The following is a 17,321-nucleotide window of genomic DNA, read 5'->3' as shown; positions in this document are numbered from 1 at the left end:
TGAAGTTTGATCAGCTTTCCACGCTCACGAAGCTGTCCATAACGCGCTTGCGGCCGGCCTGCTCGAAGTCGATCTCCAGCTTATTGCCTTCGATTTCGGCGATCAGGCCGTAGCCGAACTTCTGATGAAAGACGCGCAGGCCGATCTTCAGATCGGTTCTTGGCTTCGCTGCGAAACTCACCGCGGACGCGCGACTTTCCAGCACGCGCGGCTGTTCGCGAGTGAAGCCGCGGGCCGCGACGCTGCCGCCGGGATTCTTCAAGTCGACGCCCGCGGCGCGCTGCCAGCCAGGTCCGCGCCCGGTACCACGCGACACGTCCGCGAACGGATCGCTCCGCTCGCTCCAATTCGCTCGCCACAGGCTTTCGCCGCCGCTCATCGTGCTTTCCGACTCGACATGCTCGGGAGGCAACTCGCCGACGAAGCGGCTGGGCAGGCTTGAGGTCCACTGGCCATAAATGCGCCGATTGGCGGCGTGGAGGATGATTGCGCGCCGCCGTGCGCGCGTGATCGCGACATAGGCCAGGCGGCGCTCTTCCTCCAGGCTCGCCAGCCCGCCCTCGTCCAGCGCGCGCTGCGACGGGAAAATGCCTTCTTCCCATCCGGCGAGGAACACGGTGTCGAATTCCAGGCCCTTGGCGGCATGGATCGTCATGATCGTCACCTTGGGTTCCTCGGCAGCGGCCTCGTTGTCCATCACCAGGCTGACATGCTCAAGGAAAGCGGAAAGGCTTTCATATTCCTCCATCGCCCGCACGAGTTCGTTCAGGTTTTCCAACCGCCCGGCCGCCTCTGCGGTGCGATCCGCCTGCCACATGGCGGTATAGCCGCTCTCGTCCAGGATAATGCGGGCAAGATCCGGATGCTGCAGATCATTGCCCATGCTCCGCCAGCGAGCCATGTCGCCGATGAGGTTGCCGAGCGCGCGGCGCGCCTGCGGCGTCAGTTCATCGGTATCCAGGATGCGTGCGGCAGCCGTGGCGAGCGGCAGGCCCTGGGCACGGGCGAACTGGTGAACTTTGGCGAGCGCCTTGTCGCCCAGACCGCGTTTGGGCACGTTGACGATGCGCTCGAACGCCAGATCGTCCGCGGGCTGGGCGACCACCCGCAGATAGGCGAGCGCATCGCGGATTTCCTGCCGTTCATAGAAGCGGAAGCCGCCGATGATGCGATAGGACATGCCGATCGCGATGAAGCGATCTTCAAACTCGCGCGTCTGGTGCTGCGCGCGCACCAGGATCGCCGTCGCATCAAGGCTGAGGCCGTCGCGCTGCAGTGCTTCGATTTCTTCGCCAACGCGCCGCGCCTCTTCGGGGCCGTCCCAGACGCCGAGCACCTTCACTTTTTCGCCAACGTCGACGTCGGTCCACAGCGTCTTGCCAAGACGCCCGCCATTGTTGGCGATCACGCCCGATGCGGCGCCTAGGATGTGCGGCGTTGAGCGGTAATTCTGCTCCAATTTGATCACCGCTGCACCGGGGAAGTCCTTTTCAAACTTTAGGATATTTTCCACCTGCGCGCCGCGCCAGCTGTAGATCGACTGATCGTCGTCGCCCACGCAGCAAAGGTTCTTCCGCTCCTGTGCGAGCAGCCGGAGCCAGAGATACTGGACGGCGTTGGTGTCCTGATATTCGTCGACCATGATGTAACGGAAGCGCTGCTGATACTGCGCCAGAACCTCACGATCCGTTTTAAGAATAGTCAGCATGTGCAGCAGAAGGTCGCCGAAGTCGCAGGCATTCAGCAGTCGCAGCCGTTCCTGGTACTGGGTGTATAGTGATTGGCCGCGGCCATTGGCATAGGCTTCGGATTCGCCGGCATCGATGTCGGCGGGCACCAGCCCGCGGTTCTTCCACCCGTCGATCAGCCCGGCAAGCTGCCGCGCCGGCCAGCGCTTCTCGTCCAGCTCGTTGGCGACGATCAGCTGCTTCAGCAGTCTAAGCTGGTCGTCCGTGTCCAGAATGGTGAAGTTGCTCTGCAGGCCGACGAGCTCCGCGTGACGGCGCAGCATCTTCGCGCCGATCGCGTGAAACGTGCCTAGCCACGGCATCCCCTCCACGGCCTCGCCTACCAGCCGCCCGACGCGCTCCCGCATTTCACGCGCGGCGCGGTTGGTGAAGGTGACTGCAAGGATCTCCGAGGGATAGGCGCGCCGCGTCCAGAGCAGATGCGCCAGCCGAGCGGTGAGCGCCGCCGTTTTGCCGGTACCGGCGCCGGCCAGCACGAGCACCGGCCCTTCGGTGGTCAGCACGGCCTCGCGCTGTGGTTCGTTGAGCCCATGAAGATAGGGGGCGTCCTGGGGAGTGGTGGGGAGGGACATTGGCGAACAACTAGGGAACGGCGGCGGCCGGGGCAAGCGCGCGCAGTTGCATTCTGCCCGCATCCGGCCGCTGATGGGGTGGATTGCCTCCGTTTCAGCCGAAGCCTATGGGCGACGCGAGACTAACCTATGGCAATTCGCAACCCCTCTCGCCGGCTGAAGATTCGGCTCGCACTTGTGCTGGCGCTCGCGATCGTCGCGGCCGTTGCAGCGTGGCGCATGGACGGCGCGGACCAGCAACCGCGCTGCACCAATGATCGCAGGGAAGAGCGCGACTCCAGCGGCAAGGTTGTGCGCATCGTCCGCACCGCGTGCTTGGACTGAACCGCGCGATGGCTCCGAACCGTCATTCTCCTGTCACACGTTCCCTCCAAAGGCGCTAACATCATGGCGACGCTAGCAATGGAACAGGCTCCGCAGGCGGAAACGCCGCGAAGTCCCCGCTTCGACTATCAGACGCATCCGCTCGCCAAGCTGCTGTTCGCAGCGATCCTGGTCGGCGGCTTTGCCTTCGCTGGCTGGAGCGTGCTGACCGACACGCGCGGGGTGGGCGAAGAACTCGCGATCGGCGCGTTCCTATTCCTCGCGCTGGCGTTGCTGATCGCGCTCGGCTTCGAGTTCGTGAACGGATTCCACGATACCGCTAACGCCGTCGCTACCGTGATCTACACCAATTCGATGCCGGCGCATTTCGCGGTCGTCTGGTCGGGCGTGTTCAATTTCCTGGGCGTGATGGCCTCCAGCGGAGCGGTTGCCTATGCGATCATCACGCTGCTGCCGGTGGATCTGATCTTGAACGTGGGCTCGGCTCCGGGCTTTGCGATGATCTTTGCGCTGCTGCTCGCGGCGGTGCTCTGGAACCTCGGCACCTGGTATGTGGGCCTGCCCAATTCGTCCAGCCACACGCTGATTGGATCGGTGCTGGGCGTCGGGTTCGCCAACCAGCTCATCTCGGCCGGATCGCGGGGCGGCACGGCCGGTGTCGACTGGAGCCAGGCGCAGAAGGTGCTAACCGGCCTGTGGATGGCGCCGCTGATCGGCTTCACCGCTGCGTTGCTGCTGTTGCTGGTCATGCGGCTGCTCATCCGCAACCCGACGCTGTATCGTGCGCCGGGGGACAGCACCCCGCCGCCCAAAGGCATCCGGGCGGTGCTGATCTTCACCTGCACCGCCGTGTCCTTCAGCCACGGATCCAACGACGGTCAGAAGGGCATGGGGCTGATCATGCTGATCCTGATCGGCTGCGCGCCTACCGCCTATGCTCTGAACCGCACACTACCGGCGAGTTCGACGCCCGCCTTCGTCCAGACGGCGAACCAGGCCACGGCCGCGTTCGATGCCCGCAGCGACGGCATCCAGTTGGCGCCGGCGGCCGCGCGGGCGACGCTGACCCAAGCCTTGCAGCTCCGCAAGGCAGAGGAGCCGAAGGTGTTCGCGGCGCTTGAAACGCTGTCGCACCATCTGACGGCGCGAGTTGCCAGCTATGGCTCGCTGCGCGCGGTGCCGGCAGAGGCGACGTCCAACATTCGCAACGACATGTATCTTGTACTCGATACGACTCGGCTGGCCCTGAAGAAGGAAACGGCATTTCAGCCGGCCGAACTGTCGGCGCTCAAAGCCTATCAGAAGAGTCTGGAGGCGGGCACGCGCTTCATCCCGATCTGGGTGAAAATCGTGGTGGCGCTGGCGCTAGGGCTGGGCACGATGATCGGCTGGAAGCGGATCGTCGTCACCGTGGGCGAGAAGATCGGCAAGCAGCACATGACTTATGGCATGGGCGCTTCGGCGGAGATCGTGGCCGCCGGTACGATCCTGGCGGCGGACCATTTCGGCCTCCCGGTATCCACCACGCACATCCTTTCGTCCGGCGTGGCCGGCGCATCGGTGGCGAGCGGGGCCGGACTGCAGGCGCGAACCCTGCGCAACCTGGCGCTGGCGTGGCTGCTCACACTTCCCGCCGCGATGCTTCTCGCCGGTGGGCTATACTGGCTGATGCTCAGTGCCGTGCGGACCTTTGGCCTGCACTGATCAAAGCGGCGGGGGGGCTGTCCCGCCGCTTACCCGTGCAGAAGGTCCTGCAACGCCAAATGCAGGCTGTTGCCCACGCCGCTGGCATCGGCTCGAAGATCTGCCTTCACGTGCTCGACGGGATTGTAGCAGGCGACTAGTCCGCCTGCGAGCAAGGCGAAAAATGTAGCGTAAACCAGTCGTTTCAGCGGCGATTCGCGCATATCCGTCTCCCAATTTCCGGTGCAGCGAGTGCGGGCCTATCGGTACCCTGCCGAAACTTTCCGTCCGCTGAACGACGCTTGACCGACGCGTCGGCTCGGTGGAGGGAAGCGACGGGGAGGAATGCCACATGGCCGATGCCGCAGCGCCAGCGTCCCACCGCCGCATTTTGTTTGCGAGCCTGGTGGGCACGTCGGTTGAGTTCTACGATTTCTACATCTACGCCACGGCGACCGCGCTTGTGTTCGGCCCACTCTTCTTCCCGGCGCAGGAACCCTGGCTGCAGCAGTTCGCCGCCTATGCCAGCTTCAGCGTAGCGTTCTTTGCGCGCCCGCTCGGCGGCCTGGTGTTCGGCCACTTCGGTGATCGACTTGGGCGCAAATCGACTCTTGTCGCTTCGCTGATGCTGATGGGAATCTCCACCGTCCTGATCGGTTGCCTGCCGAGCCATGCGATGATCGGCTGGGTGGCGCCGCTGCTGCTGTGCCTGTTGCGTTTCGGCCAAGGACTGGGTCTGGGCGGCGAATGGGGCGGTGCCAGCCTGCTCGCCGTGGAATATGCGCCCACGGGCTGGGCATATCGCTATGGCAGCTTCCCGCCGCTGGGCGCGCCGGTCGGCTTCATCGCCGCCAACGGCTTGTTCCTGCTGCTTGGCGCGTTCCTGGACGATGCTGCGTTTCGCGACTGGGGCTGGCGCCTGCCGTTCCTTGCCAGCGCCGGGCTGGTCGCGCTGGGTCTTTGGGTGCGCCTGAGCATCGCCGAAACGCCCGCCTTTGCCGAGGCGGCGAAACATGCGCCTCCGCCGCAGGTGCCGCTGGGCGTGCTGGTCCGTTCGCATCTGGGGCCGACCCTAGCTGGCACGCTGGGCACGATCGCCTGCTTCGCCCTATTCTACGTCGCCACGCTGTTCGCCATCGGCTTTGGTACCAAGACGCTAGGCTATCCGCGCGGGGCGTTTCTGGGCGTCGAACTCGGCGCGATCCTGTTCATGGCGCTGGGAATCGGGGCCGCCGGCTGGCTGGCGGACAAGCGCGGGCCGGGACTGGCGCTAGCGCTGGGCTGTATGGCGATGGTGCCGCTGGGCCTGGCAATGCCGGTGCTGCTCGTGCCGGGGGCGCTGGGCGCGGTGTTCGTGTGGCTGGTCGCCGGCCTGTTCGTAATGGGCTTCGTGTACGGACCGCTCGGCGGCTGGCTGCCCAGCCTGTTTCCCGCGCAGGTGCGGTACACCGGCGTTTCGGTGACGTTTAACCTGGGCGGGATCCTTGGCGGCGGCCTGACGCCGCTGATCGCCGAGACCCTGGTCCAGCACAGTGGCATCGGCATGGTCGGCTGGTACCTCGCCGGTGCCGCAGGCGTCAGCCTGATCGGCCTTTGGCTCACGCGGTGCAGCACGCGCTAGGTGTTCAGGCGGGGCGAAGCAGGGTGAGCTTTGCCTTGCCATGCACCCGCTCGACATCAATGACGAAGCCGGCGACCGACACGTCCTCGTTATAGGCGGTCTCGATGCTCACCCAGCTGCCCGGCGCAGTCCAGCCGAGCCGTGCGAGCTTGTCGAGCGCGACGGCGCCGGCGCTGGTGCCATAGGGCGGATCCATCATGATCAGATCCAGCGGCGCGCGCGCGGGCCCAAGCGCGAGTACCGATCCAGGCCGCACATCGGCACCTTTCGCGCCGAGCTTTGCGACATTGGCTTTGAGCACGTCGAGCGCCCCGCGATCCTGCTCAACGAACACGCACGAGCCCGCCCCCCGCGACAGGGCTTCCAAGCCCAATGCCCCCGATCCGGCAAAAAAATCGCCGACCGCCAGGCCCTCGAAGCTGCCAATGCGCGAGGCGAGCATCGAGAACAGGGCCTCGCGCGTGCGATCTGCCGTAGGCCGAGTCGTTTCGCCCTTAGGCGCGAGCAGCGGGCGACCTCGCCATTCACCAGCGATGATCCGCATCAGTTGCGCCCCCGTGGCGGCCTGGCAGGCTTGCCGGGACCGCCCGGACGCGGGCCGCGCGGGTGATCGCCGCCGCCTGGCCGGGGCGGGCGCGGTCCGCCCCGTGGCCGGTCGGCGCTATCACCGCCGGGACGCGTGCGCGGGCCGCTCCGTGGCCGTTCCGGCTCGCCTGATCGAGAGGACGGTGCGCCGCGGCTGCGTTCGCTGCGGTCAGCCCTGGGGCGTCCCGCCTCGTCGTGCCGACGTTCACCGCCGGTCCGCTGCGAGCGGAAGCTGCCCGGCCGCTCTTCGCCCTCGGCCCGAGGATGCGCAGCGCGACGCTCGCCTGCGCCTCCAACGGGGCCACTACGCTGTGGCCGCTCTCCGCGCGGGCGTTCCGTACCTTCTCGAGTGCGGCGATCGTCACGCGTGGCCCAGGGGCGTTCCATGCCTTGCGTCTCGCGCGGCTCGCGATTGTCCCGGAATGCCTTGGCGCGCCCGGCGCGTGCCGGATTGCCAACCCGATCGGCAGTGCCCTCGCGTGCGGAAAGCCGGCCAGGGGTTCGTGCGCCGGGCTTCGCCTTCGCCTCGGGCGTAGCGCGGGGGGTGAAAACGGGTTTCTTTGCGGCCGGTGCCGCGGCCGGTTTTGCGATCCGGCGACGGCCCTCTGGCTCCACCTTACTCGGCTTCTCTACCGGCTCGATCACGCGCTGGCGAACGGCGAATTGGAGGTTCGACGCAGCCTTGCCGCCGCCCGGCTTGGAAAGCACGGTGCGGAAGGTGATCAGATCCGCTTGGCGGATCTCATCGACGTCGCCGGGCGGCAGGTCACCCAGAAAGAAGGGGCCATAGCGAGTGCGGATCAGGCGGCTGACCTGGAGGCCCAGATATTCCAGGACGCGGCGGACTTCGCGGTTCTTGCCCTCCGTCAGCGTCATCTCGATCCAGAGATTTGCTCCGGTTCGCCGTTCGATATTGGCGTTGATAGGGCCATAGCGCACGCCTTCGATCTCGATGCCGAGCATCAGATCCTCAAGCTGCTCCTGGCTCACTTGGCCGTATGCGCGGGCGCGATAGCTGCGTTCCACGCCAGTGGACGGCAGCTCGAGCTCACGCTTCAGCTCACCGTCGGTCGTGAGCAGCAACAGTCCTTCAGTATTGAGATCGAGCCGCCCGACGGGAATCACGCGCGGCAAGCCTTCGGGCATTTGATCGTAGATGGTCGGCCGGCCGGTGAAATCGCGTTCGGCGGTGAGCAGGCCCGCCGCTTTGTGATAGCGGAACAGTCGGGCCGGGGCAGCTTCCGCCACCGGCTGGCCATCGACCGTGACGCCGTGAAGCGAGTTGAGCAGGGTTGCAGGGGTATCGAGAACGGTGCCGTTGAGGGCGACGCGGCCCTCGGCAATCATGCGTTCGATTTCGCGGCGCGAGGCGATGCCGGCGCGGGCGAGAAGCTTGGCGATACGCTGGGACGCGCCCGCCGTTTTCGGGGGAGTGGATACAGACACCGCGGCGATATAGCGATTATGCTTCGCCGAGCAAAAATTTATACGGTGCGCGAAGGTAAGTTGCGCGTTAGGCGCACGGGCAAGACTTTGATTTGGGGCCGGAACGAATGTTGTTCGGGAGGAAAAAGCGGCGGATCGAACACCTGCTCGTGGTGGAGGACGAGCCGTTAGTGGCGTTCGATACCGAGCATTTCCTCCGCGAGTCGGGCTTCACCATCGTCGCCACGGTGGATTCAGTCGTCGACGCGACTCGGATCGTGGAGGCGGGAGCGCCGCTCGATCTGGTGCTTGCAGACATCCGCCTTTCCGATGGAAGCGGCGTGGAGGTGGCACGGGCCGCTTATGCGCGAGGGCTGCCAGTGCTGTTCGTGACCGGCAATTGCCCGGCGGACGCACGGGCGCTTGCCGCCGGCTGTCTGGGCAAACCCTATCCTCAGCGCGATCTGCTAGCGGCGATAGACGCGATCGACTCGGTGTTGAGCGGCGGCGCGGCACCCAAACGACTGCCGCACAGCTTCAGTCTGTTCCTCGATCCGAGCGGTTAGTGGAGGAACAACTCCACGACTACGCCCGCCCACGCGAAGACCGATGCGAGCACGGCCAGCCGCGCGACCGCTTCCGAAGGCGAAGCCGGCTGGGGGCGGGCGATGCTGCGGCTAGTGGAACGGGGCATGGGATACTCCTTTTCTCGATGACCCGACTATAGCGCCGAATTCTGAACGGCAGCCTGCCGGAAAGGGAATACGGCGCTTTTTTCCGACGCGTCGGCGCGAGTGAGCCAGGCTTCGACCACGTCGTGGAAGTGCCGCACCCCTTGTTCGAGACTGCCGAGCGTGACGTGCTCGACCGCGCCTGCGGCGAGGCCCTGCTGGCCGAGTTCGCACGCACGGAAATCCTCGCCCGCGAATACGCCCTCGTCGAGCAAGTGCCAACTTCGCTCCCAATGGTCCCGCGCTTTCTCGCTTGCGGGCGGCGCGGGGATCAGCATGAAGTTCTCAACCAGCACCTGGTCGACCGCCTGCGGCATCAGCACCATCAGGTTTATATAGTCGGGGCTCACCGCCAGCACCGCTCCGGGAAACATCTGATAGGTATAGGTTATCGCCCCTCGCAGTGTAGGCCAGTCCTGCGCCGCGAGTTCGGCAAGGCTCGCGGTTCGGCCGACGGCGGAGCGCTGATGCGGGCCGATCCGATCGGCGGCCGAGACACCGTCGTGGAAGAACCCTGCGATGGTTTCGGCGTGAAGCCGCTGGATATGATAGCTTTCCAGAAACGCATCCATCACCAGCTTCCAGTTGGCGGCCACACGATGCATGCGGCGGCGAAAGCAATACTGGCCGGCAAGGTCGAACGCGGCGAAGTCCTGCGCCAAGGCGTCGGCATGGGCGAAATCCGCCGCAGCGTCGAAGGCGAACCAGATCAGGCCACCTGCTTCGTGCGTGGGCAGCGGGCGCAGCGCATAGTCTGCCCGGTTAAGCTCCGGGAACGCATCGGCGCGCGGCAGACCGGCGAGGCGGCCGTCCAGCGTGTAGCTCCAGGCATGATAGGGACAGACGAGGCGATTCGCCTTTACTGTCTCGCATCCTTCCACCAGTCGGGTGCCGCGATGCTGGCAGACGTTGAGAAACACCCGTGCGACGCCCTGCGCGTCGCGCGTGAGCAGCAGCGGCTTGCCAAACCCGTCGTGCGGGATCGCCGAGCCCGGGTTGGGCAGCAATGCAGATGGCGCCAACACCAGTGGCGCGCGCTGGAAGATGGCGGCCTGTTCCGCCGTGAAGCGCTCAAGGGAGGTGTAGGCGCTGGCCTTCACATGAGTGATCGGCGCGCGATCGGCGTCGACGCCCCTGGTCAGCGCTGCGGCCAGCGCGCGTTGACCTTCGGTAGGTGCGTTCATGGCTATCCTCTCCCGAATTTTCGGCTAGTTTCCTCCCCGAATGGCCAACGAACAAGCACCAAATCTTCGCCCCGGCGGGGGAACGCCGCTGATCCCGCTCGCCCAGCTGATGGTTACCGCCGCGCTGCTCCTGCTGCTGGCGCCCTGGGCATACATGCTGCTGCCCGGCGGCGGTGCCTCGCCAGTGGCCGGCTATGCTTTCGTCGCCGGGTCGAGCAACGGAGCCGCGGCGCTTCCGCCTTCAATGACGTTCATACTCGGCCTGCTCGCAATCGCGCTCGCCTTGGGATTGAGTCTGGCATTGCGCGGTAGAGCGGGCGCGAGCCTGTTGATGGCGGGCAGCGCCGTGGGGGCTGTCGTGCTGGTGCTTGCGACGCTGTTTCCCGTGCTGTCGCCGCCCAAGACGCTCAAGGGCGCGACGCTGTCGCTTGGCTGGGGCGCCGCGGCGGCGCTGGCGGCGTTGATCGCGGCGTTCGTGCTTGCCCGGAAGGCTGCGCCTGCGGACTGGCGCAGCGAACTGCCGGACGGGGTGCAGCCCTATTTCGCAAAGGGCCCGCTGGCATCCTTCGCGCTCGGTGTCTCCTCCGGCTTCCCCTTCGCCATGATCGGCGCGACGCTTACCACGCGGCTGGCGCAGACCGGGATCGACAAGTCTACCGTAACGGCCTTCACGCTCGCCATCCTGGTGTACAACTTCAAGTTCCTATGGGCGTGGATCGTCGATAGTGTGCCGATCCCGTTGCTCGGCCGGCTGGGGCAGCGCGTCTCCTGGCTGATCGTTGCCGGTGCCCTGGTGGTTGCAGCGACAATTAACCTGGCGCTGGTGGTACCGGACCCAGCGAATATCTGGCCCACCGTGACCGCGGCGGTGTTGATGGGCGGGGCGGGCGCCAGTTATGATGTTGTGATCGATGGGTACCGCATCGAAGTGCTGCAGCCGCATGAACTCGGCTACGGATCTGGCATGTCGCAATATGGATGGCGGATCGGATCGGTCGCGGCGGGGGCGATCGCGCTGGTCGTCGCGGGACGCTCAGGGTGGGCGCTCGGCTATGGCGCTTGCGCCGTGTTCGCGCTGCCGGCGATCCTCACCGGCCTGATCGTCGGCGAACCCGAACGCCGCCGCGAGCCGGCCGAACGGCGCAGCATCGCCACCGTCGCCGCTGCGATCTGGAGGCCGTTCGTCCAGTTCTTCGCCCGCGAAGGCGCGCTGATCGTGCTGCTGTTCATCGTGGTGCACAAGATCGGTGACACGCTAGCCAACCTGACCTTCCGCCTGTTGTTCAACGATCTGGGATTCAGCAACGACGAGATCGCCTTTTACGACGTCTCGCTGGGCTTTCTCGCCTATATGCTCGGCATCTTCCTCGGGGGCATGCTCTATGCCCGCATGGGGATGAAGCGATCGGTGATGCTCAGTCTGGTGCTGATGGCGGTTTCGAACCTGAGCTTTGCCGGGCTCGCGGCTGCGGGGCATTCGAATATCGGCATGGCCGCGGCGATCGGTTTCGAGAACATCGCCAGCGGCATCGGCGGTGTCGTGGTGATCGCCTATTTCTCGGCGCTCACCGACCTGCGCTTCACCGCCGCGCAATACGCCCTGATCTCCGCCGGGGCCAGCATCGTCGGCCGGTTCGTCACCGGCACGACGGCGGGCAGCCTGATCAAGGCGATGGGCTATATCGACTTCTACCTGTTCACCACCCTGATCGCGCTGCCCGGCGTTGCGCTCTATTGGTGGATGATGCGCACCGGGCTGGTCGATCGCTCGATCGGGAGCGCGGGGCAGGAGGGCTGAGCGTACGGCTCAGCCCTGCAGCGCAGGCTTCCAGTCCCACCCCAGCGGATCCCCGTCCATCACGTCGATCCCCGCTGCCATCAGCTCGTCGCGTATCCGGTCCGATCGCTGGAAATCCTTCACCACCCGCGCTTCCTTGCGCTCGACCAGCAGGTCGCCAATCTCTTCGGGCGTGATCGTCGCGCCCTTGGGCCGTACGCGCAGTTCCTCGCGCGTCAGATCGGTCAGCCGCAGGCCCAGCACCTTGTCGAACTCGGCCAGCGCGGCCAGCCGATCGGCCGGCGAGGTGCGCTTGTCCGCCAACATTTCGTCAAGCACCGGTAGTGCCTTGGGAGTGTTGAGATCGTCCGAAACCGCCGCGTCCAACCGCTCGAGCCATGCCGCCGGCACCGTTCCCTCGCCGTCGGCCCGTGCCTTCAGCGCCGTCACCGTCATCACCAGCCGCTTCAGGCGCGTGAGTGCCGCCGCCACATTGTCGGCGGAGAACTCCAGCTCGCTGCGATACTGCGCCTGGAGGCACAGCAGGCGGTAGGCGAGGGGATGCACGCCCGCATCGATCAGCGACTGCAACGTGGTGAAGCCGCCCTTCGACTTCGACATCTTCCCACTGCGATCGACGAGGAAGTTGTTGTGCATCCAGAATTTCGCGCCGCTGTCGCCGCAGCCGCAATAGGCCTGGTTCTGCGCGATTTCGTTCGGATGGTGGATCTCGCGATGATCGATGCCGCCAGTGTGGATGTCGAACGGAGCACCCAGGTACTGGATGCTCATCACCGAGCATTCGAGATGCCAGCCCGGCGCACCCCGCCCCCAGGGCGACTCCCACTCCATTTGGCGTTGCTCGCCCGGGGGCGATTTGCGCCAGATCGCAAAATCCTGCGGGTGGCGCTTGCCATCCACCGGGTCGATTCGCCCTTCCGCCGCATCATCGGCCGCGCCCGCGAGGCGGCCATATTCCGGCACGGTCGAGACGTCGAAATAAAGGCCCGACTCCAGCTCGTAGCAATGCTGCGGCGCGATCTTCTCCGCAAAGGCGATCATCTGCTGGATATGATCGGTAGCTACCGACCAGCGCGATGGCTCGTCGATGTTGAGATCGCGGATATTCTGCTTGAACGCCGCGGTGTAATGCGCGGCAATGTCCCAGATGCTCTTGGCCTGGGCGCGCGCGGCCGCTTCCATCTTGTCATCGCCCGCATCGGCATCCGACGTCAGATGGCCGACATCGGTGATGTTGATGACATGGGTGAGCGGATAGCCCTTCCACCGCAGCACCCGGCTCAGCGTGTCGGTGAACACATAAGCGCGCAAATTGCCGAGATGGGCATAGTTGTACACCGTCGGCCCGCACGAATAGACGCGCACGCCCTTTTCAGGATCCAGCGGCCGGAACGGCTCGAGCGAACGGGAAAGCGAGTTGTACAGGGTGAGCGGGGCATCATGCATGCCACTGCCCATAGCGAAAGCTGCGGCCCGAACAAACCGCTGGAATGCTCAGCCGTCGGTAGCTGGGCGTTCGGCGATCGCGGCGTTCACCATCGCGCTCCAGATGTGCGCCGGGTCGGTGCCAGCTGCTTCCCCGGCCCGGATCATCGTGGGCGTGGGCTCGCGCAGGGTGCGCAGGACCGCAAGAGCACGCTCGGTTTCGCGCGGCCAGATCGTGTCGACGACCTCGCTCACCGGTCGACCGAGGTCGCCGGAACCTTCCGCATTTGGGCTGAGCATTTCGGCGGCGATCACGCGCGCAATCCGCTCGATCGGCGTGGTGGAGGCGATACTCGTCATGCGGCCAGCGGGGAGCTGCCATTGGCAGCGCGACTGCTAAGGGCGCTGTGTCCCCCCGAGGCACCGGCGTGCAGCGGCAGCGCGGTGCCGCAATGGGCGCACTCTGCGGTCATCCGCCCTATCATCCAGTGCGACTGGCCGCAGCCTGGGCAAAGATTCGTCTCGCGCGGGCGATAGACCAGGCGAACGCTCTCCAACGCGCGCCGGATACCGAAATCGTGCATGGGCGGAATTCCTCCTGTTGAAAGCGGAACGATGTCGAAACCTTCTGGTTCCGCAACGGCCCCGCGCTGGGATGAACGCGAGCTAACGAGCGCATTCAGGCTCGCAACATCTGAAATATGCGAATCAGGCTTCAGACGGCGGCACAAGCGCCCCGCGAGGAGACGAGAAGATGAAGAAGTTTCTGATCGGCGCCACCATGGTAGCCACGCTGATTTCCGGAACGGTTGCCGCGGTTCCGGCAGCTGCCCAAGATTATGGCTATCGCGACGGCTATAGCCGCTACGACCGTGATTATCGTGGCGATTACCGCGAATATCGGGACGTGCGCGATTATCGTCAGTACCGCGACTATCGTGGCGACGGTCCGCGCTATGCCTATCGCGACCGCAACTATCGCCAGCGCTGCAGCGACGGCACCACCGGCACGATCCTAGGTGCGATCGCCGGCGGCCTGCTCGGCGGCGAAATTGGCCGCGGCAGCTCCTATCGCCGCAGCGGCACCGGTACCATCATCGGTGCAGGCGTTGGCGCGCTGGCCGGACGCGCGGTGGACGGCGGCGATTGCCGCGGCGGCCGCTGATTGCCTGGCCTGACGCAAAGGGCGCTCGCTGCACGGGGCAGCGGGCGCCTTTTCGCATGCTCGCCTATCGCCCCCGCGCGCTGCGCAGATCGATCCCCAGCCGCTTCACGCGATAGTAGAAGGTCTTGCGCGGCAGGCCGAGCGCGGCGATCGCGACGTTGATTTCGCCCTGCGCGACAGCGATGGCGTCCAGGATCGCAGCGCGCTCGAACGCCTCCAGCCGCTCGGGCAGCGTTGCCTGCCCCTCTGCTGCTCCTGTATCAGACGTCATGTCGAGCCCCAGCACGAACCGCTCCGCTGCCAGCTCCAGTTCGCGGACGTTCCCTGGCCAGTCCCGCTCCGCCGCCGCGTGCGCCGCTGCCGATAGCGCCGGGGCCGGCCGGCGATGCCGCTCTGCCGCCTGAACGGCAAAATGGGCGAACAGCAGCGGCACGTCCTCGCGTCGCTCGGCCAGAGCCGGCATCCGCAGCGGGACGCCCGCCAGGCGATGGTACAGCGACGGTGGCACCGCCGACGCGGCGCCCTCGGCGATCGTCGCGATGATCCGTACGTCGACGGGATCGGGATCGCGTTGATCGGTTGCGACCGTCCGCGTCTCGGCGAACTGGGCGAGCCGATGCTGGAGCGCGGGTTCGGCGAGGTGGAGATTGTCGAGGAACAGCGTACCTCGGTCGGCGCGGGCGAGGATGCCGCCGCGCGCGAAGAGCTCGCGGTCGACGATCGTAGGCGGCGCCATCGCGCAATCGAACAACTGGAACCGGTGGCGGCCGCGGCGGCCGGCGCGGTGCACCAGCCTGGCGTATAGTTCCTTGCCGGTGCCGGTCGCCCCCTCCACGGTCAGATCGAGCGCTGCATCCGCCAGCAGCGGAATCATCTCACGCAGCCGGCGGATCGCGGGTGATTCGCCGATCAGTGCAACATCCGCCTCGCCGGCGGCAGCCCGCAGCCTGCGGTTCTCCAGCGCCAGGGTGCGCGCGGTGCCGGCGCGCTGCAGCGCCGCCGCCAGCGCTTCGCCGGCGAAAGGCTTGGTCAGGAAATCCCAGGCACCGGCCTTGATCGCTTCCACAGCCATGGCGACATCGCCATGCCCGGTCATCAGGATCACGGGGAGTTCGGGATCCACGGCGCGCAGCCGGTGGAAGAAGTCGACGCCCGACATGCCCGGCATCCGCACGTCGCTGACGACGACGCCGGCAAAATCGGCATCTATCGCTGCCAGCGCGGCGGCCGCATCTGGGAAGGGCAGGACAGTGTGACCGGCCAACACGAGCAATTGCGTCAACGCCGCGCGGAGATCGGCATCGTCGTCTACCAGAGCGACCGGCACGCTCATGCGCGGCGCAACGCAAGCTCGAAGCAGGCGCCCGGCATGTCGGGCATCCAGCGCAGCGAACCGCCGAGATCGGTCATGATGTCGCTCGCGATCACCAGCCCCAGGCCGAGGCCGGTGCTGCGGCTCGTGGCGAAGGGCGTGAACAGGCGGGCTGCGATTTCGGGCGCGATGCCCGGGCCATTATCACAGATGCGGACTACGACATCGTTCTCGGCCGGCAGCACGGACAGCGTGATTGCGGGATCGGGCTGGCCAGCCAGTGCCTCGACGGCGTTCTGCAGCAGGTTTACAAACACTTGCTCCAGGCGCACCCGGCCGCCCAGCACCAGCAGGTTCGGATCGAACGGCGATCGTTCCAGCCGGATCGGACGCAATTGCTCCTTCAGGATCAGCAGCGCGCCGTCGACGGCCTCGGCCAGCGGCAAGGCGCGGATCTCGCCCGGACGTCGGCGGGAAAAGCCGCGCAGCTGCGCGGTCACCGTGCCGATGCGGTCGCTCAGGCGGCGGATCGTATCGAGATTGTCGCGTACCAGATCGACCGCACCGCGCTCTAGCAGCGTCACGCTGGTTTCTGCATAGGTGCGGATGGCGGCGACCGGCTGAGCGGTTTCGTGGGCGACGCTCGCAGTGACCTGGCCGAGCGTGGCGAGGCGATTGGCCTGGCGGAGCCCTTCGCGCAGTTCGGCGGCGCGGGCTTCCAGCTGGGTGCGCTCTTCGATCTCGCGCCGCAGCGCCGCCGTCCGTTCCGCGACGGCCGCTTCCAGCTCGGCAGTACGACGGCGGGCGAGCGTCGCGCGCTGGCGCAGGCTCCAGACCAGCGCGGCGAGAGCCAGCACGCCCATCAGCGTGCTCAGCGCCGCGGTGCGCTGCGCGGCACGCACGGCAGGGCCAATCGGCCGACGCAGCGAAAGGCGCCAGCCGGGCTGCGCTGTCGCTACCGCCGCCGCGACCTGGTCATGCCCGACCGGCGGCAGCAGGAGCGGCGCCGAGGAGGCGGGCAGGGCGGCCTCCCTGCGAAGCCAAGCAAGCGTGGCGGGAAGGATCGGCCGGGCTACCGCGAAGCGCCACTCGGGCTTGCTCGCCACCAGTACCAGTCCGGCCGGATCCTCCACATAGGTGGCGCCGCCGGCGCGCTGCCAGGCGGATTCGACCGAGTCGAACTCCAGCTTGACCACGATCACCCCCGATGCGGCCGTGCGCCGCGCGAGGTACAGGCCAGAATGACGGCTGACGGTGCCGAGCGCGAACTGCCGCGCTTCGCCCTTGCTGCTCGCTTCGCGGAAGTAGCGGCGAAAGCGGTAATCCGATCCGACGAAGCTTTGCGGCGAGCGCCAGTTGCTGGCCGCCAGCGTGCGACCGCCCGGCGCGATTAGGTAGATGGCGGCGGCGCCGGTGGTTCGCGCCAGCCGTTCCAGCTTCTCGTTCAGCGGCCGTGCGGGGCCGCCCGCCAGCGCGGCGACGACGTCGCGATCATCGCTCAGCGCCAGGGGCAGCAGCCGGAAGCGCGCAATCTCGCTGTCGAGCAACGCGGCGCGGAGCTGGGCGCCGGTGCGGGTGCCCGCGACCAGGCTTTCGCGCGCCCGTTCGCCACTGAGCCACCCCGCGGCCAGCGCCAGCACCGCGCCGATAAGCGCCGCGATCGTCCAGAAGCGCCAGCCCGAAGTTGATTCGCCCTTCTTCACGTCCCGGCTATCCGACGCCGCTCCACAATGTGCAAGTTCTTGCAC

Annotated in this window: 16 protein-coding genes; 6 read left to right on the top strand and 10 right to left on the bottom strand. The window is 66.5% G+C overall.

The genetic code is table 11. From position 1 onward, the window contains the following. Window positions 1–10 precede the first annotated feature (10 nt). The gene (locus B215_RS0109810) at window positions 11–2,320 is read right to left on the bottom strand and encodes an ATP-dependent helicase (protein ID WP_019369474.1); all 2,310 of its coding nucleotides are present in this window, start codon (window positions 2,318–2,320) and stop codon (window positions 11–13) included. Between the two features lie 129 nt (window positions 2,321–2,449). Between B215_RS0109810 and B215_RS0109805 the strand changes: the two genes are divergently transcribed. Continuing rightward, complete coding sequence (locus B215_RS0109805) at window positions 2,450–2,644, top strand: hypothetical protein (RefSeq protein ID WP_019369473.1); 195 nt, start codon at window positions 2,450–2,452, stop codon at window positions 2,642–2,644. Between the two features lie 63 nt (window positions 2,645–2,707). Beyond that, window positions 2,708–4,348, top strand: a complete 1,641-nt coding sequence (locus B215_RS0109800; RefSeq protein WP_026009136.1) for an inorganic phosphate transporter — start codon at window positions 2,708–2,710, stop codon at window positions 4,346–4,348. A gap of 29 nt (window positions 4,349–4,377) precedes the next feature. On the opposite strand, the gene B215_RS21535 is transcribed toward B215_RS0109800, so the two are convergent. After that, the gene (locus B215_RS21535; protein ID WP_019369471.1) at window positions 4,378–4,551 is read right to left on the bottom strand and encodes a hypothetical protein; all 174 of its coding nucleotides are present in this window, start codon (window positions 4,549–4,551) and stop codon (window positions 4,378–4,380) included. A gap of 128 nt (window positions 4,552–4,679) precedes the next feature. Here B215_RS21535 and B215_RS0109790 point away from each other — a divergent pair, with 128 nt between their 5' ends. Beyond that, complete coding sequence (locus B215_RS0109790; RefSeq protein ID WP_019369470.1) at window positions 4,680–5,948, top strand: MFS transporter; 1,269 nt, start codon at window positions 4,680–4,682, stop codon at window positions 5,946–5,948. A 4-nt stretch (window positions 5,949–5,952) separates the two neighbouring features. Here the strand turns inward: B215_RS0109790 and rsmD are convergent, their stop codons facing one another. Together rsmD and B215_RS19945 are read right to left on the bottom strand one after the other, a co-directional pair. After that, window positions 5,953–6,492, bottom strand: a complete 540-nt coding sequence (rsmD, locus tag B215_RS0109785) for a 16S rRNA (guanine(966)-N(2))-methyltransferase RsmD (protein ID WP_019369469.1) — start codon at window positions 6,490–6,492, stop codon at window positions 5,953–5,955. Continuing rightward, on the bottom strand, window positions 6,492–7,979 hold the full coding sequence (locus B215_RS19945; RefSeq protein WP_019369468.1) for a pseudouridine synthase: 1,488 nt from the start codon (window positions 7,977–7,979) through the stop codon (window positions 6,492–6,494). Before B215_RS19945 ends, rsmD begins: the two co-directional genes overlap by 1 nt. A 107-nt stretch (window positions 7,980–8,086) precedes the next feature. On the opposite strand from B215_RS19945, the gene B215_RS0109775 reads away from it, so the two are divergent. Continuing rightward, window positions 8,087–8,524, top strand: a complete 438-nt coding sequence (locus B215_RS0109775; protein WP_019369467.1) for a response regulator — start codon at window positions 8,087–8,089, stop codon at window positions 8,522–8,524. Here B215_RS0109775 and B215_RS21995 read toward each other — a convergent pair. Both B215_RS21995 and B215_RS0109765 read right to left on the bottom strand, forming a co-directional pair. Continuing rightward, entirely contained in the window at window positions 8,521–8,652 is a 132-nt protein-coding gene (locus B215_RS21995) for a hypothetical protein (protein WP_269083837.1), read from the bottom strand. The two genes, B215_RS0109775 and B215_RS21995, sit on opposite strands and share 4 nt — an antisense overlap. A gap of 27 nt (window positions 8,653–8,679) precedes the next feature. Next, window positions 8,680–9,873 (bottom strand): aromatic ring-hydroxylating oxygenase subunit alpha, encoded by a 1,194-nt coding sequence (locus B215_RS0109765; RefSeq protein WP_019369466.1) that lies wholly within the window; start codon window positions 9,871–9,873, stop codon window positions 8,680–8,682. A gap of 475 nt (window positions 9,874–10,348) precedes the next feature. Here B215_RS0109765 and B215_RS0109755 point away from each other — a divergent pair, with 475 nt between their 5' ends. Beyond that, window positions 10,349–11,671, top strand: coding sequence for an MFS transporter (locus tag B215_RS0109755; protein WP_050990163.1), 1,323 nt, complete (start codon window positions 10,349–10,351; stop codon window positions 11,669–11,671). Between the two features lie 9 nt (window positions 11,672–11,680). Here B215_RS0109755 and cysS read toward each other — a convergent pair whose 3' ends face one another. After that, complete coding sequence (gene cysS / locus B215_RS0109750) at window positions 11,681–13,117, bottom strand: cysteine--tRNA ligase (protein WP_152997789.1); 1,437 nt, start codon at window positions 13,115–13,117, stop codon at window positions 11,681–11,683. Window positions 13,118–13,165: 48 nt separating this feature from the next. Then, window positions 13,166–13,456 carry a hypothetical protein gene (locus B215_RS0109745; protein WP_019369463.1) on the bottom strand — a complete coding sequence of 97 codons (291 nt, stop codon included), beginning with the start codon at window positions 13,454–13,456 and terminating at the stop codon, window positions 13,166–13,168. 394 nt (window positions 13,457–13,850) lie between these two features. Between B215_RS0109745 and B215_RS0109740 the strand changes: the two genes are divergently transcribed. Continuing rightward, window positions 13,851–14,261 (top strand): glycine zipper 2TM domain-containing protein, encoded by a 411-nt coding sequence (locus tag B215_RS0109740; protein ID WP_019369462.1) that lies wholly within the window; start codon window positions 13,851–13,853, stop codon window positions 14,259–14,261. Window positions 14,262–14,325: 64 nt separating this feature from the next. On the opposite strand, the gene B215_RS0109735 is transcribed toward B215_RS0109740, so the two are convergent. Next, on the bottom strand, window positions 14,326–15,594 hold the full coding sequence (locus B215_RS0109735) for a sigma-54-dependent transcriptional regulator (protein WP_019369461.1): 1,269 nt from the start codon (window positions 15,592–15,594) through the stop codon (window positions 14,326–14,328). Beyond that, window positions 15,591–17,276, bottom strand: a complete 1,686-nt coding sequence (locus B215_RS0109730) for a sensor histidine kinase (RefSeq protein ID WP_019369460.1) — start codon at window positions 17,274–17,276, stop codon at window positions 15,591–15,593. Before B215_RS0109730 ends, B215_RS0109735 begins: the two co-directional genes overlap by 4 nt. Between the last annotated feature and the right edge of the window lie 45 nt (window positions 17,277–17,321).

It is taken from the genome of Sphingomonas sp. ATCC 31555 (assembly GCF_000282895.1).
In the GTDB taxonomy this organism is placed as follows: domain Bacteria; phylum Pseudomonadota; class Alphaproteobacteria; order Sphingomonadales; family Sphingomonadaceae; genus Sphingomonas.
This window is presented reverse-complemented; position numbering and strand designations above follow the sequence as displayed.

What these genes read in the sequence shown, in the direction of transcription:
- B215_RS21995 (WP_269083837.1), bottom strand. Translation starts at nt 8,652, where the DNA reads ATGCCCCGTTCCACTAGCCGCAGCATCGCCCGCCCCCAGCCGGCTTCG.
- B215_RS0109735 (WP_019369461.1), bottom strand. Translation starts at nt 15,594, where the DNA reads ATGAGCGTGCCGGTCGCTCTGGTAGACGACGATGCCGATCTCCGCGCG.
- B215_RS0109765 (WP_019369466.1), bottom strand. Translation starts at nt 9,873, where the DNA reads ATGAACGCACCTACCGAAGGTCAACGCGCGCTGGCCGCAGCGCTGACC.
- B215_RS0109745 (WP_019369463.1), bottom strand. Translation starts at nt 13,456, where the DNA reads ATGACGAGTATCGCCTCCACCACGCCGATCGAGCGGATTGCGCGCGTG.
- B215_RS0109790 (WP_019369470.1), top strand. Translation starts at nt 4,680, where the DNA reads ATGGCCGATGCCGCAGCGCCAGCGTCCCACCGCCGCATTTTGTTTGCG.
- B215_RS21535 (WP_019369471.1), bottom strand. Translation starts at nt 4,551, where the DNA reads ATGCGCGAATCGCCGCTGAAACGACTGGTTTACGCTACATTTTTCGCC.
- B215_RS0109740 (WP_019369462.1), top strand. Translation starts at nt 13,851, where the DNA reads ATGAAGAAGTTTCTGATCGGCGCCACCATGGTAGCCACGCTGATTTCC.
- B215_RS0109805 (WP_019369473.1), top strand. Translation starts at nt 2,450, where the DNA reads ATGGCAATTCGCAACCCCTCTCGCCGGCTGAAGATTCGGCTCGCACTT.
- rsmD (WP_019369469.1), bottom strand. Translation starts at nt 6,492, where the DNA reads ATGCGGATCATCGCTGGTGAATGGCGAGGTCGCCCGCTGCTCGCGCCT.
- B215_RS0109775 (WP_019369467.1), top strand. Translation starts at nt 8,087, where the DNA reads ATGTTGTTCGGGAGGAAAAAGCGGCGGATCGAACACCTGCTCGTGGTG.
- B215_RS0109810 (WP_019369474.1), bottom strand. Translation starts at nt 2,320, where the DNA reads ATGTCCCTCCCCACCACTCCCCAGGACGCCCCCTATCTTCATGGGCTC.
- cysS (WP_152997789.1), bottom strand. Translation starts at nt 13,117, where the DNA reads ATGCATGATGCCCCGCTCACCCTGTACAACTCGCTTTCCCGTTCGCTC.
- B215_RS0109800 (WP_026009136.1), top strand. Translation starts at nt 2,708, where the DNA reads ATGGCGACGCTAGCAATGGAACAGGCTCCGCAGGCGGAAACGCCGCGA.